Here is a 14,798-nt window from a genome sequence, read left to right on the forward strand (position 1 = left end):
ATTTTGATCACTCCGGCGGTGCGGCAGAAGGGGGGGATGACACCGCACCGTCGGGCGTGTTGTGACCGTATCCGGACCGGATCAGGGCGTTCTTGGCAACCGGTCGAAGAAGCGGGCGCGGTACAGCACCCGTTTTTCGGCTTCGGGCGGATCGGAGAAGGCGGCGCGGGTGTGCAGCACGTTGTTGCTGATCAGTCCCCAGCCTTTTTCCAGCCGTCCCCGGAACTGGATGGGTTCCTTGGCCGCGAACAGGCCGCGCACGATCTCCACCGCCTGGCGGGTGGCGTCGTCGTCGCGCCAGCGGATGCTTTTGACGCGGTTGGTGAAGCGCATGTGCAGGCCCGAGAGGGTGTATGAGAAGACCGGTCCGCTTCGTTCCGGACGGGCGATGGCGCCATCGTTCTCCAGGCGGGCCGGGATGGTCATGGCATCCGGGCGCATGAGGGCGTCGAGGGCCTCGGGGTGGTGATCGCGCAGTTGGATATAGACCAGATCGTGGTCCAACAGGTCGTTTTCGCCCCCTTCGTGGGCCGGGCGTTCGCAGTACAGACACAGGGCCTGAACCGGGTGGTTGGCGGGGTTGTAATAGCCATCGGTGTGCCAGCCGATGGCCGCCTCGCGATAGGGGATGTAGTGGGCGAACGGGGCGTGTTTCGAACCACCGGGGGTGAGGGAGGAGAGTCCTTCGCCGTCGGCGCCCAGGTTGTGATCGATCTCCGAGATTCCCAGTCGCGCGGTCATGGCGGGCAGTGGGTTCTGGTGGATTCGTTCCGGGTGGGTGAGACAGAAGAGGGCCATGTTGGTTTTGGCGCAGCGTGACAGGATCGCTTCGACCTCGCCGCGGCTCAGGTCGAACGGGTCGCGCACCTCGACGACCAGATCGGCGAGCCGGGTGGGGTAATCGGTGAGTTTCTGCGTTTTCCAGGCCTGGTAGTCGGCCTCGTGGTCGAGCGAGAAGTGGGACATGGTGCGGGGTGCTCCTGAAAGGGTAAAGGGAACGATTCCGGTCTGCAACTGTCACGGGGGATCGAAGCTCCCCGGCGGAGGTTACCGTGGAACTCCTGAAGGGAGATACGGTACGGGGGCTCCCCCCATCATGCAAGTTCGGAGGCAGCGCCTCCGAGGTGTTGATTTTGTGTCGCAGGGCTCCGCCCTGCACCGGCAGGGACCATTGGTCACTGGACCCCGTTGACTGGTATCTTTGTTCTCGACCGTCCGCGAGAATAACCCACCCGGACCAAACCCGTCACCGTGAATTTGAAACTGTCAGAAGAGAGCCCAACGCATGCGCTTTTTCGCGGACCTGCACATCCACTCCAAATACTCCCGCGCCACCAGCCGCGATTGCGACCTGACACACCTCGCCCTCTGGGCGCGCCGCAAGGGGATCGCGGTGCTCGGCAGCGGGGATTTTACCCACCCGGCCTGGCTGGCCGCCATCGCGGAGGAGACCATCGAGGCCGAACCCGGCCTCCGACGCCTCACCCCGGAACTCGAACGCCGGGTGAACGAAGGACTCGACCAGCCGAACGCCATGCCACGCGCGGGCGAATCGACACGCTTCATGCTGACCGTCGAAATCTCGACCATCTACAAAAAAGGCGACTTCACCCGCAAGGTCCATCACGTCATCGGCGTGCCGTCGCTGGAGGCGGCCAAACGGCTCAATCAACGTCTGGGCCGGATCGGCAACCTCAACTCCGATGGACGCCCGATCCTGGGACTGGACTCGAGAAACCTGCTCGAGATCACCCTGGAGGCCGATCCGGATGCCTTCTTGATCCCGGCGCATATCTGGACCCCGTGGTTCTCGGCCCTGGGGTCGAAATCCGGCTTTGATTCGATCCAGGAGTGCTATGGCGATCTGGCCGACCACATCTTTGCCGTGGAGACCGGCCTCTCCTCGGACCCGCCGATGAACTGGCGCATCGCCAGCCTGGATCGCTATCGCCTGGTGTCGAATTCGGATGCCCACTCCCCGTCCAAGGTGGCTCGCGAGGCGACCGTGTTCACCTCGGCCATGGACTATTTCGCCATGGTTCGGGCCCTGAAAACCGGCGACGGGTACGCCGGCACCGTGGAGTTCTTCCCCGAGGAGGGGAAATACCACCTCGATGGCCATCGGGATTGCCGGGTCTGCCTGGATCCGGTGGAGACGAAACGGTTGAACGGACTCTGCCCGGTGTGCGGCAAGGGGGTGACGGTCGGGGTTTTGAACCGGGTCGAGGAGTTGGCGGTACGTCCCGAAGGGGGGGAGCGCCCGGCCACCGCCGCGCCGTTTCTGTCCATGATCCCCCTGCCGGAGATCATCGCCGAGGTCGAAGGGATGGGGGTGACCTCCAACCGGGTCAACCGCGCCTACGACGAACTGCTGCGCCGCCTGGGTCCGGAACTCTCCATTCTGGAGGAGGTGCCGGTCGAAGAGATTCGTACCCACGGATCGGTGCGCCTGGCCGAGGCGATCGCACGGGTACGGCGCGGCGAGGTGATCCGCTCCGGTGGCTACGACGGCGAATTCGGCGTGATCCGGGTCTTCTCCGAGGAGAAACGCACGAGTCGGAGCGCGGCAGGATTGTTCGTGCCTGGCGAGATCGAGGAGCGCGCGCCCGAAAAACCGACTCCCCCGCGCAAGAGTCCGGAAAAAATGATCCCGGCGCGCATGGAAGAAAAAAATCCGCGCCCGACCGGAACCGCCGCCCCCGCCACGACCGTGGACGGCCTGGACGAGGCCCAGGCCCTGGCCGCCGGCCACGGTCGCGGGCCTTTGTTGATCCTGGCCGGACCGGGCACCGGCAAGACCCGCACCCTGACCCACCGCCTGGCCGGCTGGGTCCGCGCCGGCGGCGTGCCGGAGAGCGGCCTGGCGGTCACCTTCACCCGCCGGGCCGCCGAAGAGATGCGCGAACGGCTCGGCCATCTGATGGATGAGACGGTGGCCCGACGCATCCCGGTGATGACCTTTCATGCCCTCGGCTGGTCGCTGATTCGCCGCCACGCCGCCCGCTTCGACGCTTCGCCAGGAGTGACGATCGCCGCCGAGGCCGAGGCGGCACGACGGCTGATGGAGGATCTGGGGGTGACCCGCGCCGAGGCCGGCAAACGGCTGGAACAGTTCTCCAGGTTGCGCCGGGAGGGGATCGAAGCCGGGGATCCGAAGGCCGGGGAGCTGACCACGGCTCTGGCCTTTCACCGCGCCGCCCTGCGCAAACGGGGCCTGGTGGAACTCGAGGATCTGGTCGCCCTGCCGGTCGCGTGGCTGGATGGCGCGCCGGATCTGGTCGCCGAGTTGCGCGCGCGACATCGGGCCATCTTCGTCGATGAGTTCCAGGATATCGACGCCAGCCAGTATGCCCTTCTGCGTCATCTGGTCGCACCGGACGGGGATCTGTGCGCCATCGGCGATCCGGATCAGTCCATCTACGGCTTTCGCGGCGGAAGTCCGGTTTATTTCGACAGTCTGGCCCGTGACTTCCCCACCCTTGCCACCGTGAGGTTGACACGCAACTACCGTTCGGGTCAGGCGATCGTGCGTGGCGCCCTGGCGGTGATGGCGCGCGCCAACGATCAACGCGAACGCGATCTGATGCCGATGCTTCCCGACGCGCGCCGCATCGTGCTGCACGCCGCCGCCTCGGATCAGTCCGAGGCGGAGTTCGTGGTTTCCACCATCGAGGGTTTGATGGGTGGACACGGCTTCCAGTCCCTCTCCAGCGGTCAGGCGGATGGCCACGCCTCGGGCGAGTACGCCTTTGCCGATTTCGCGGTGCTTTACCGCTCCGATGCCCTGGCCGCCCCCCTCTGCCAGGCGCTGGAACGCTCCGGAATCCCCTATCAGAAACGCTCCCACGCCCGCCTGCGTGAACATGCCGGGGTCAAGAGCCTGTCGGAGGCGCTCGCCAAACGTGGCGGATCGGGTGTCCTGGTCGAACGGTTGAATGCGGTTGCGTCACTCACCGCACCGGGCGATCCGGACGTGGCCCAGGCCTTGGCCTGGCTCATGCCGATGGCCGAACGGCATGGGAGCGATCTGGAGGCGTTCCTGGCCGAGATCGCCCTGGGTGCCGAGGTGGACTGGCTCGACCCGCGCGCCGAACGGGTAGCCCTGCTGACCATGCACGGCTCCAAGGGACTCGAATACCGGGTGGTGTTCGTGATCGGCTGCGAGGACGGGATGGTTCCGTGGCGTTTCGGAGACGGGGACGAGGAGACGGCGAAGACGGTGGAAGAGGAGCGGCGACTGCTGTTCGTGGCCATGACCCGCGCGAAGGAGACCCTGTTCGTGAGTTGGTCCCGCAAGCGATTCTGGCGTGGCGCGGTGCAAACCCGGACCATCTCCCCCTTTCTCGAGGCGCTGGAGGAGGGGTGGATCGAACGGCGCAAGGGTCGCGTCGGAGCCCCGCGCAAAAGCAAACCCATGGCCGGTCAGTTGTCGCTCAACTGGGGGTAGGGCGGTTCTGGTGGCACGAGCGGCTGGCGACGTGGGTACGGGGGTGAGGGGGTTCCCCCCGCATGCACGTTACCCGAGCAGCGGCGCTCCTCACGACCGCGCCCGGCTTTTGAGCCTCTGCCAATAGGCCAGACGCCTGGCGATCTCGCGTTCGAAGCCCCGTTCGACCGGCTGATAGAAGCGCGTACCGCGCAGCGGCTCGGGCAGATACTCCTCGGCCACATACCCCTCTTCGTGATCGTGGGGATAGCGGTAATCCTTGCCGTAGCCCAACTCGCGCATCAGACGGGTGGGGGCGTTGCGGATGTGCAGCGGCGGAGCGAGGGAACCGGAGGAAGCGGCGCACTCCGTGGCCCGTCCGAAGGCGGTGTAGACGCTGTTGCTCTTGGGCGCGGTGGCCAGATAGACCACTGCCTGCGCCAGGGCCAGCTCCCCCTCCGGCGAGCCGAGAAAGTGGTAGCTCTCCTTGGCCGCCAGGGCGATGGTCAATGCCTGGGGATCGGCGTTGCCGATATCCTCGGAGGCGAACCGGATCAGACGTCGGGCGATGTACAACCCGTCCTCGCCACCCTGGACCATGCGCGCCAGCCAGTAGAGGGCGGCATCCACGTCCGAGCCGCGCAACGATTTGTGCAACGCGGAGATGAGGTTGTAATGGGCCTCGCCCACCCGGTCGTGCAGCAGCGCCCGACGTTCCAACGCCTGCCGCAATCCCTCCAGGGTGAGGGGTTGACCTGCCGCGATCTCCGCGCGATACAGCCCGGTGAGCACTTCCAGCAGGTTCAACGCATAGCGGGCATCCCCATCGGCCAGGTCGGCGATGGCGGGCAGGATGCCCGCTTCCAGATGGAGATGCAGACCGCCCAGCCCCCGTTCCGCGTCCTCGACCGCCCGTTCCAGGAGCCGTCGGATCGTGTCGGCATTCAGAGGATTCAACACCGCCACCCGACAGCGGGAGAGCAGTGCGCCGTTCAAGGCAAAGGAGGGATTTTCCGTGGTGGCGCCGATCAGGATGATCGTCCCCTGTTCGACGAACGGCAGAAAGGCATCCTGCTGGGCACGGTTGAAACGGTGGATCTCATCGACGAACAGGATCGTCCCTTGCGGTTGGGCCGCCTTGGCCCGCTCCACCACGGCGCGCACCTCGCGCACCCCGTCGAGCACCGCCGAGAGCGCTTCGAACCGTTGCGCGGTGCGCGCGGCGATGATGCGCGCCAGGGTGGTCTTGCCGCTCCCTGGGGGTCCCCAGAGGATCAACGACGGGAGACGATCCACGGCCATGGCCTGATAGATCAGTTTGCCCGGCGCGGTGAGGTGCTCCTGGCCGAGCAGTTCGGAAAGATCCAGCGGACGCATGCGGTCCGCCAGCGGCGGGATGGTCGATCCGGAAGCGGAAGGTTGGCGACCGGTGGTCATGGGTTCACTGGCGCGAAGCCAGCCCCATGATGATGCGGTAGTCGTCGCGCAACGCCTCGTTGGAGAGCGGATAGGTGAAATTGCAGGGCTTGAGCTTGCAGTATTGGCCGTTGGTCACATAATCCAGGATCAGCCGATAGATGTTGTAGTGATGGAAAATCGGATGGGTTTCGGCCTTGCCGTCCCGCAACACGATGAAACGGTTGCGGTGAAAACGATCCTTGGGTCCGGATTTCAGGTAACCGAGCTTGTCATAGGTTTCGAATCCTCCCTCCAGGGGCGGGAGATGGTCGCTGACCAGCACGATCAGGGAGTCGGGATCCAGGGTGAGAAGCTGCTTGAGATAGTCGGCCAGCGCCTTGCTCCGGTAGTAGTGCTGGTTGACGATCCGCTCCAGATCCCACGGCAGGCCGGTATCCTTGAAGAGCGCCGGGCCCATGCGGCTGCCCGGTTCGAAGGGGAAGTGACCGTATACGGTCAGGACGTAGTTGAAGAAGGGTTTCTTGTCGGCCATACGTTGTTTGACGAAAGCCAGGTTCTGTTCATAAAGATCCGCGTCGAAGAAATATTTGTTCTCCGCCTCTTCCCCGCCACGGGTCAGATAGGTGTTTTCGGTGGGGGTGTACTCCTTGGAGAAGTAAACCGCGTCGAACCCGATGCCGCGATAGGCCGGGATGGTGTTGAAGAAGTCCGGCTTGAAGCCGTTGGAGGCCATGGTGTGCAGTCCGAGTCGATGCAGGACGCGCGGCAGGCAGTAGGTTTCGGCGCCGGAGAAGACGTTGAACTCGATCTCGTCGAACTCCTGGAAGGCCGGAACGCCGCACAACACCTCGAATTCAGCCTGGGAGGTGTAGCCGCCGAACACCGGCGAGATGGAGAGTCCCTGCCGTTTGCCCAACAGGGCGGTCAGATCCGGATGGACCGGCTGGATCGTTTTCGGGAGGTTGGCCAGGAGGGTGGGATCGAGGAACCCCTCCATGACGATCATGTGGACGTTGCGACCGTTGTTCTTGTCCGGGGTTTCCCACTCCGGGGGCAGGCGCATGGCCAGTTTGTCGATGTCGCGGTATTGATCGATGTGGCTGTAGGTGTCGCGGCGTTTGGCTTCGTTGTAGAGGGCGGTGACCAGGCGTCCGTTTTTTTCGACGTTGACGAGGGTGGCGTAGTGGATCAACTCGTAGGAGAGTCCGGTGAAGAGTTGAATGTAGCCCACGGGGAAAACGAACGGCATGCCCAGGATCAGGATGGCCGGAATCGACTGGAGCAGGGCGTTCCGGGTGAAGCGGATGAACCGGTACATCAGGTGGACGAGCAGCGCGAGCAGACCGAACAGCACCAGGTTGCCGGTCACCCCAAGCACGCCGATCAGCTCCGGCAGTTGGTCGATGTCGTTGATTTTGGGGATGCGGAAGAAGCGCAGGAAGTAATAGTCGTGGATGAGGTAGAGGGTGAGCAGGGGGATGGCCGCGATCACCGGTTGCAGTCGGGAGGGGCGGATGAAGCCGTTCATCAGCCAGTAGAGATACACGAACAACGGTATCTCCATGCGCCAGACCCCGCGTGTCCATTCGATCAGCTCATCCGTGGCGAACAGATAAAGGCACAGGCCGGCCACGAAGAGGGTGTGGCGATTCACCAGCAGCCTTTGGATGAGGGTGGTATTCATGATGGCGCCGACTTGACGGGCGGAGGGGGCGAATGGGGGATCATGTCGCGTTCGACTCGGATGCCGGGGTTGGGTAGTTATCCGCCGAGGTGGCATGGGGTTCTGGAACCGGCAGGCGTTTGGCCGGCAGACCGCTGATGGCCGCCATGAGCAGGGTGATGGCATAGGGCATGGATTGCACCAGCAGTACGCCCACCCAGACGCGGGTATCGAAGAAGTCGAAGCCGACCCGAAGCTTGATGCCAAAGGCTGCGATCCAGAAGGAGAGCATCAGGATGGTTTCGGTGCGCGCCTCGGAGAGGGCGTGCCAGAAGCGGTGTCCTTCGGCCTTTTTGGGGGTGCGGAAGAAGGGTTTTTCGCCGCCGAAGAACCCCTGCATGATCGCCATGGAGATGGTGTGGGTCAACGACAGTCCGGCGATGGCCGCGGCCAGGGACTGCATGGGTCGGATGCCGACGTTGGTGTAGTAGAGATGCAGGTGTTTGAGGATCTTGAAGGCGAACAGGATCAACGGCAGAATGCTGAACACCACGGACGGCGCATCGGCGAACTGCGGGCCGATGATCATGGCCAGGGACCAGGCCAGGGCGATGATGTTGAAGCCGAAGTTCAGGCCATCGGCCACCCAGGGCATCCAGCCGGCCAGGAAGTGGTAGCGTTGTCCCCAGCTGAGGCTGGTTTCGCGCACGCCCAGAAGTTCCTTGATGTGGGCGCGCATGATGCGCACCGCGCCGTAGGCCCAGCGGAAGCGCTGTTTCTTGAAGTCGATGAAGGTGTCGGGCATCACCCCGCGCCCGTAGCTTTTGGGCACGTAGAGGGCCTGATAGCCTTTTTCGAAGATGCGCAGTCCCAATTCGGCGTCTTCGGTGATGCACCACTCCGCCCAACCGCCCACATCTTCGAGCACCGAACGACGCACCATGGTCATGGTGCCGTGCTGGATGATGGCGTTGCGTTCGTTGCGGGTGACCATGCCGATGTAGAAGAAACCGCGATACTCGGCATAGCACATGGACTTGAAGAGGCTCTCTTCCTGGTCGTGGTAGTCCTGGGGGGCCTGGACGATGGCGATTTCCGGTTTTTGGAAGTGGGGCGCCAGTTCGTACAGCCAGTCGCCGTTCACCAGGTAGTCGCTGTCGATCACCGCGATCACCTCGGCGCGGGGATCGGTCTGGTGCATGGCGAAGTTCAGGGCGCCGGCCTTGAAGCCGGCCAGGGGATCCTCGTGGAAGAAGCGGAACCGGTCGCCGAGTTTGGCGCAGTGGTCGCGCACCGGTTGCCAGATGGCCGGATCCTTGGTGTTGTTGTCGATGACCAGGACTTCGAAGTTCGGATAGTTGAGCCGGGCCAGGGAGTCGAGGGTGTGGATCATCATGTCCGGGGGTTCGTTGTAGGCCGGGACATGGATCGACACCCACGGGAGTTGGGATTCGTCCTCGACCTCGGGGCGTTTGAGATCGCGGCGCCGGGCCTGCACCCAGGCCGCTTCGGCCCACTCGTGGGCCTCGGCGAGGAGCACCACGATCACCCCGATCATGCCCAATCCCAGCAACAGGCCGAAGATCATCGCCCCGCCGGTGAGATATTGCTGGCTGTAGTCGTAGACCACGTAGACCGCCAGCGAGGCGATGCCGTAGGAGAGGATCGCCAGAAAGAACCGTCCCCGTTTGCGCATGCCGTGGCTGTCGAGGAACAACAGGGTGATGGCCAGCAATCCCACGAACATCGACGCCCCGGCCAGGACATACCATTGGGGAATGGAGACGATGGGCGCGTGGAAGGGGAATTTGGGTTGGCGATCGGCGTTGTAGACCCCCCAGTAGGAGCCGACGCCCCGTTCCAGGGAGTTGGCTTTCCAGGGTTGGTCGAAGGCTTCGATGACGTAGTAGACGTATTTTTCCTTGTTGGCCCGGGCCAGGAAGCGTCTGAGGAAGGTGGCCTGATCGGCCTGGGTGGCCTTGGCGTCGATGCGGGTGCGACCGTCGCTGGGCCAGCCGACTTCGCCGATGACGATCGGTTTTTTGGGATAGGCCTCGCGCAGTTCGTTCATGCGCATGACGATGTAGTCGATGGCCTTTTCCTGGGCGATTCCTTCCCAGTAGGGGAGCATGTGGACCGCGATGAAGTCGGTGTGTTTGACCAGTTCCGGGTATTTGAGCCAGATGTGCCAGGGTTCGGCGGTGGAGACCGGCGCATTGACCGAGGAGCGGACTTTTTTGAGATAACCGATCAGTTTTTCCACCGGCAGCCGGTCGTGGAGGATCGATTCGTTGCCGACGATCACCCGCACCACGTTTTGGGCATTGGCGTTGACGGTTTTGATGAGGCGGTTGACTTCGGCTTCGTTTTTGGCGTCGTCGGAGTCGATCCAGCCACCCACCATGACGTTGATGTTGTGTTTGTGGGCCAGTTTGGGGATCGAGGCCATCACCCCTTCGACCGTGTAGGAACGCACGGCGTGGGTTTTTCCGGAGAGCAGGGCCAGATCCTCGTCGATTTGGGCTTCGGAGGGGTGGACCCCTTTTTGCGGATCCTGATCGGCGCGATAGGGTGCGAAGGCGAAGCCCATCACCCGGTCCGGCCAGAGGGGTTCCTCCAGCGGGCGGTTGAACCAGGCCCAAAGGCTCAGGGTGACCAGGGTGACGGCGCCGACGACCAACCAATGGCTAGGTTTCATTGAAGCTCAATCCGTGCTGTTGCCTTGATGATGTTCGATTTCAAGATTGGCTGAAGAACGCTTGGGAGCGTTTGGGGTTCTGATTCGGCCAAACTGAAACATATACCACGAACGAAGCCCCCAGACAAAGCGTCACGCCACGAAAATCACCATCCAGGCACGATTTTTTCTTGGAAACGGTTTGGCAAATGCCAAACGGCTTTTCAGCGGACGCCGAGGAATTTGTGAATCCGGGTGGAGAGGCGCAGCCGTCCCTTCAGCGGACGCCGAGGAATTTGTGAATCTGGGTGGAGAGGCGCAGCCGTCCCCGGGCGGCCATGACCAGTTCCAGGCAGCGGGCCACGGCCTTGGGATCCGGCGTCGTTCCGTTGGCGCGCGGCTGTACCCAGATGTTGAGGTGGTGTTTGGTCAGGGCGAGGATGGCATCCGGATCGCCACCCGTTGCGCCCAGCACGAACTTGATTTCGTCGGCGGCCAGCAGGAGTTCGGGATCCACCGGGGTTTTGGGCGACAGGGTGAGCCAGTCCACCATGGGGTCGGGCAGCGGGCCGCCGACCCCGCTCGACTCCATGGCGATCCAGTAGCCGGCCTTTTTCAACCGTTGGATCAGCGTTGGGAGATTCGGCAGGGCCAGGGGTTCCCCGCCGGTCAGCACCACGGCGCGCAGGCCGGGGGCGAGGCGGTTCATTTCGGCCAGGATCGCCTCTGCCGGGAGCAGGCGTTTGGCGGCGGGATCCCGGTGCAGGGGTTCGTCGCACCACGGGCAGGCGAGGGGACACCCCCAGGCGCGCACGAAGAGCATCGGGCGACCGCTCCAGGTGGCCTCGCCCTGGATCGAGGCGAAGATCTCGCAGATCGGATACACGAGCGGGGTGGTCGGGTTCATCGCGGGGCGAAGCCCAGGGCGATGGCGTCGTCCGTGGTGGCCTCGGCCCAGGATTTGTCGCTCTCCCAGAGGCGGGCGTGGGCGATGCGGGTGTCGCCCAGTTCGGCGCGACCATCCAGATGGTGCATGCACCAGCCGACGATCCAGGCTGCCAGGTATTCGGCGGAGTGGTAGGGGAGTTGCGGCAGGGTGTCGTTGAGCAGGTGGTGGTCGAGGAGGGGTTCGATCAGTTCCTGGCGCACGAGGCGATCCAGGTGGCCGAAATCGACCAGAAAGCCGGATTGGGGTTCGTGGGGCGCGGGCAGGCGCGGATGACCGGTGAAGACCAGTTCCAGCCGGTAGCCGTGACCGTGCATGCGCCGGCATTTGCCGTCGTGGTGCACGAGGCGGTGGGCTGCGTCGAAGGTGAAGGCTCGGGCGATTTTCATGATCCATCCATCCTATCAAACTCGAGCCTCGGGCGGCAATGCTTGCGAGGTGTTCGTGATCGGGAGTAAACTGGATATCGATTGATCCTGCCCATTTGACTCTGGATACGCGATGACGTCTGCCGAGGTGGAAAAAATGGTCGAGGGGCTGCTGGGGGCCAAGAGCCGCCTGGCCGCCACCCTGCCCGGCTACGAGGCGCGCCCGGCCCAGACCGAAATGGCCGGACGGATCCTTGCCGCCACTGCCCAGGATGGCCTGCTGCTGATCGAGGCTCCGACCGGGACCGGCAAGACCCTGGCCTATCTGCTGCCGCTGTTGAGCCTCGGACGCAAGGTGATCGTCTCCACGGCCACCAAGGCGTTGCAGGATCAGATCATGGAAAAGGATCTGGCCCTGGTGCGGCGCGCCACGGAACGCGAATTCACCGCCACGGCCTTGAAAGGACGGGCCAATTACCTCTGTTTGTACCGCTGGAAGGGGTTCCGGCATGGGGGGGTGGCGGTGCCCGAGCGGGAACGGGCGTGGGTGGCACGGCTCGAGAACTGGGCGCGGGAGACCGGGACCGGCGAGAAGGACGAGTTGCGCGACATGCCGGAGAGCCTGGGGTTGTGGCAGGGGGTCCACGCGGGCGGGGATTTCTGCCTGGGCCGCAAGTGCGAGGATTATCAGGCCTGTTTCTTGAATCTGGCGCGGGAGCGGGCGCGCAAGGTGGATCTGGTGGTCGTGAACCATCACCTCTTCTTTGCCGATCTGGCGGTCAAGGAGGGAGGGTTCGGGGAGATCCTGCCGGAGTACGATGCCCTGGTTTTCGACGAGGCGCACCGCATTCCGGATGTGGCCACCCGATTCTTCGCCATCGAGGTGAGCAACTACAAGCTGCGGGACGTGACCCGCGACATCCGCCGCGAATTCGAGGAGGTGGGCGGTGGCGATGACGCGGTGTTGGCGGCGCTGGTCGGCATGGAAGAGGCGACCTTTCGCCTGCGCAACGCCTTTCCCTTCGACGATCTGCGCGCCGCGTTCACCCCCGAGGATCTGCAAGGGGAGGCCGGCCAGGCGCTTTATCAGGTCGAATGGGCGGTGCATGGGCTGCGCGACGCCCTGGAACCCCATCGGCCCCGCTCCGTGGCCCTGGCCAACTGCGGACGGCGTGTCGAAGAGATGCTCGACGCCGTGAAAACCATCCGCGCCCTGGACGATCCGGCGCGGGTCTACTGGTACGAAACCCGCAACCGGGGGATCTTCCTCTCCGCGGCCCCCCTGGAAACCGGTCCGATCCTCAACGGACTGCTCTATCCGCGCATCAAGACGGCGGTGTTCACCTCCGCGACCCTGACCTCGGGACCGGGGGAGCAGGGGTTCGTCTTTTTCATGGAGCAGCTCGGCCTGATGAACAGCGGGGTCGAGACCTGTCGTCTGCCGCCGGTGTTCGACTACCCGAATCGCACCCTTCTTTATCTCCCGCGCCATCTCCCGGATCCGGTGGACGTGGAGTATGCCAGCGCCGTGGTCGATGAACTGATCACCCTGTTGACGGTGAGTTCCGGACGGGCGCTCTGTCTGTTCACCAGCTTCCGCATGCTGGAGTTGGCCCGCACCGGTCTGGAGGGGCGGATTCCCTACCGTCTGCTCACCCAGGGCGAGGCGGCCAAGGGGGCGCTGCTGGATGCCTTCAAGAAGGAGACCTCCTCGGTGCTGCTCGGGGTGTCGAGCTTTTGGGAGGGGGTGGACGCTCCCGGCGAAACCCTCTCCCTGGTGGTGGTGGACCGGTTGCCCTTCGCCTCTCCCGGCGAACCGATGGTGGCGGCCCGGCAACGTTGGCTGGAAACCAACGGTCGCAACGCTTTTCGGGAACTTTCTCTGCCCCAGGCGATTCTGACGTTGAAACAGGGGTTGGGTCGCCTGCTGCGCACCAGCGCCGATCGGGGGGTGATGGTGGTGCTGGATCGCCGTTTGACCGGCAAGTGGTATGGACGGTTTTTTCTGGAGAGCCTGCCGGCGGCTCCCGTGACCCACGATCTGGAGGCGGTGCGCCGCTTTTTTGCATGAAAATCCTGGCAATGGATACCTGCTTTCCGCGTGGTGGCCTGGCGCTGTTCGCGGAGGGGCGGGTGGTGGGCAAGGTTGGGTTCGAGGGGACGGAAGGGCATGTGGTGTCGTTGCCGCGCGCCCTCGAAGCGGAACTGGCGCGGCTTGGTTGGCGGGTGGGCGATCTGGATCGGATCGCCGTGACCCTGGGTCCGGGCAGTTTTTCCGGCGCGCGCATCGCCCTGGGGGTGGCCAAGGGGATGGCGGCGGCTCTTGGGGTGCCGGTGGCCGGTTTCTCCACCCTGGAGGTGGTGGCAGCCGGGTCGAATTGTTCGGGGTGGGTGGCGGCAACGCTCGACGCACGGCGGGGAGAGGTGTATGCTGCGCTTTATGAAATTCAGGAGCAGACCGCACCCCGGTTGCGCTCCGAGTTGCTGGTGTGCGACCCGGAGACGCTGTTGGCGCGCTTGCGGGCCTGGATGCCGATGTGCGACGGTCCTCTGCACCTGACCGGCAACGCCCTGGAACATCACGCGGAGGCGTGGCGCAGCCTCGAAACCGAGGGGGTCGTCATCCTTCCGCCGGAAAGCTGGTCTCTGGATGTGGGACGGTTGGCCGAAATGGGCGCCTGTCTCCCCGTCGGGGCGATCGGGCTGGTGGAGTCCCTGGAACCGGTCTATGTGCGCAAGGCCGACGCCAGGGAGCCCGGTCATTGACCCCAGCTGAAATGGCCGGGTTGTGGCTGGAGGCTTTTTTGCCCGATCATCTGGCTGCCGTGGCGGCACTCGAAGCGGAGATCGCTCCCGCGCCATGGAGCGTCGGAATGCTCGCCGAGGAGTTGACCCTGGAGGGTTGGCGCAAGGTGCTGCTCACCCCGGAACGGACCGTGGTCGGTTATGCGGTGGCGCGCTTGATTTATGATGAATGGCACCTGTTGATCCTCGGCGTCGCGCCGAAGTTCTGGCGGCGCGGGTTGGGGCGTGCTCTGGTCGCGGATCTGCTCGGGGAGGCGCGAGCCCGAACCGGCGGAACGGTGTTGCTGGAGGTGCGGGCCTCGAATGTCCCGGCCCGCCGGCTCTACGAGAGCCTGGGATTCACCTGTATCGGGGTCCGGCGCGGTTATTACCGTCATGGCCCCTGTGGCCCCGAGGATGCGCTGGTGATGGCATGTTGCGATGCGAGATAAAACCCGGTATTGTCTTGGAAAAATTAATTCTTGCTTGACAAATTTCAGATTATGGGCAACGCT

General features: G+C 64.1%; 10 protein-coding genes. 4 read left to right on the forward strand and 6 right to left on the reverse strand.

Going from position 1 to position 14,798, the window contains the following annotated elements; all coding sequences use genetic code 11:
* Window positions 1-81: 81 nt before the first annotated feature.
* Window positions 82-966, reverse strand: a complete 885-nt coding sequence (locus ACOY6C_RS06260; RefSeq protein WP_420904633.1) for a TauD/TfdA family dioxygenase — start codon at window positions 964-966, stop codon at window positions 82-84.
* 319 nt (window positions 967-1,285) lie between these two features.
* Here ACOY6C_RS06260 and ACOY6C_RS06265 point away from each other — a divergent pair, with 319 nt between their 5' ends.
* Window positions 1,286-4,447, forward strand: a complete 3,162-nt coding sequence (locus ACOY6C_RS06265; protein WP_420904634.1) for a UvrD-helicase domain-containing protein — start codon at window positions 1,286-1,288, stop codon at window positions 4,445-4,447.
* Between the two features lie 90 nt (window positions 4,448-4,537).
* On the opposite strand, the gene ACOY6C_RS06270 is transcribed toward ACOY6C_RS06265, so the two are convergent.
* The 5 genes from ACOY6C_RS06270 to ACOY6C_RS06290 all read right to left on the reverse strand — a co-directional run bounded on the left by ACOY6C_RS06270 (window position 4,538) and on the right by ACOY6C_RS06290 (window position 11,520).
* Window positions 4,538-5,863, reverse strand: coding sequence for a replication-associated recombination protein A (locus ACOY6C_RS06270; protein WP_420904635.1), 1,326 nt, complete (start codon window positions 5,861-5,863; stop codon window positions 4,538-4,540).
* A gap of 4 nt (window positions 5,864-5,867) precedes the next feature.
* On the reverse strand, window positions 5,868-7,529 hold the full coding sequence (locus tag ACOY6C_RS06275) for an LTA synthase family protein (protein ID WP_420904636.1): 1,662 nt from the start codon (window positions 7,527-7,529) through the stop codon (window positions 5,868-5,870).
* 40 nt (window positions 7,530-7,569) lie between these two features.
* Window positions 7,570-10,206, reverse strand: coding sequence for a glycosyltransferase family 2 protein (locus tag ACOY6C_RS06280; RefSeq protein WP_420904637.1), 2,637 nt, complete (start codon window positions 10,204-10,206; stop codon window positions 7,570-7,572).
* Between the two features lie 256 nt (window positions 10,207-10,462).
* Window positions 10,463-11,092, reverse strand: coding sequence for a 7-carboxy-7-deazaguanine synthase QueE (locus tag ACOY6C_RS06285; protein ID WP_420904638.1), 630 nt, complete (start codon window positions 11,090-11,092; stop codon window positions 10,463-10,465).
* Window positions 11,089-11,520: a 6-pyruvoyl trahydropterin synthase family protein gene (locus tag ACOY6C_RS06290; RefSeq protein WP_420904639.1), complete on the reverse strand. Its 432-nt coding sequence runs from the start codon at window positions 11,518-11,520 to the stop codon at window positions 11,089-11,091. Before ACOY6C_RS06290 ends, ACOY6C_RS06285 begins: the two co-directional genes overlap by 4 nt.
* A 112-nt stretch (window positions 11,521-11,632) precedes the next feature.
* Here ACOY6C_RS06290 and ACOY6C_RS06295 point away from each other — a divergent pair, with 112 nt between their 5' ends.
* From ACOY6C_RS06295 to rimI, 3 genes are read left to right on the forward strand one after another with little or no spacing between them, the layout of a single operon-like run.
* On the forward strand, window positions 11,633-13,570 hold the full coding sequence (locus ACOY6C_RS06295) for an ATP-dependent DNA helicase (protein ID WP_420904640.1): 1,938 nt from the start codon (window positions 11,633-11,635) through the stop codon (window positions 13,568-13,570).
* Complete coding sequence (tsaB, locus tag ACOY6C_RS06300; protein WP_420904641.1) at window positions 13,567-14,265, forward strand: tRNA (adenosine(37)-N6)-threonylcarbamoyltransferase complex dimerization subunit type 1 TsaB; 699 nt, start codon at window positions 13,567-13,569, stop codon at window positions 14,263-14,265. Before ACOY6C_RS06295 ends, tsaB begins: the two co-directional genes overlap by 4 nt.
* Window positions 14,262-14,735 (forward strand): ribosomal protein S18-alanine N-acetyltransferase, encoded by a 474-nt coding sequence (gene rimI, locus ACOY6C_RS06305; RefSeq protein WP_420904642.1) that lies wholly within the window; start codon window positions 14,262-14,264, stop codon window positions 14,733-14,735. Before tsaB ends, rimI begins: the two co-directional genes overlap by 4 nt.
* Window positions 14,736-14,798: the final 63 nt, after the last annotated feature.

Source organism: Candidatus Magnetaquiglobus chichijimensis (assembly GCF_045865675.1).
Lineage (GTDB): Bacteria > Pseudomonadota > Magnetococcia > Magnetococcales > Magnetaquicoccaceae > Magnetaquiglobus > Magnetaquiglobus chichijimensis.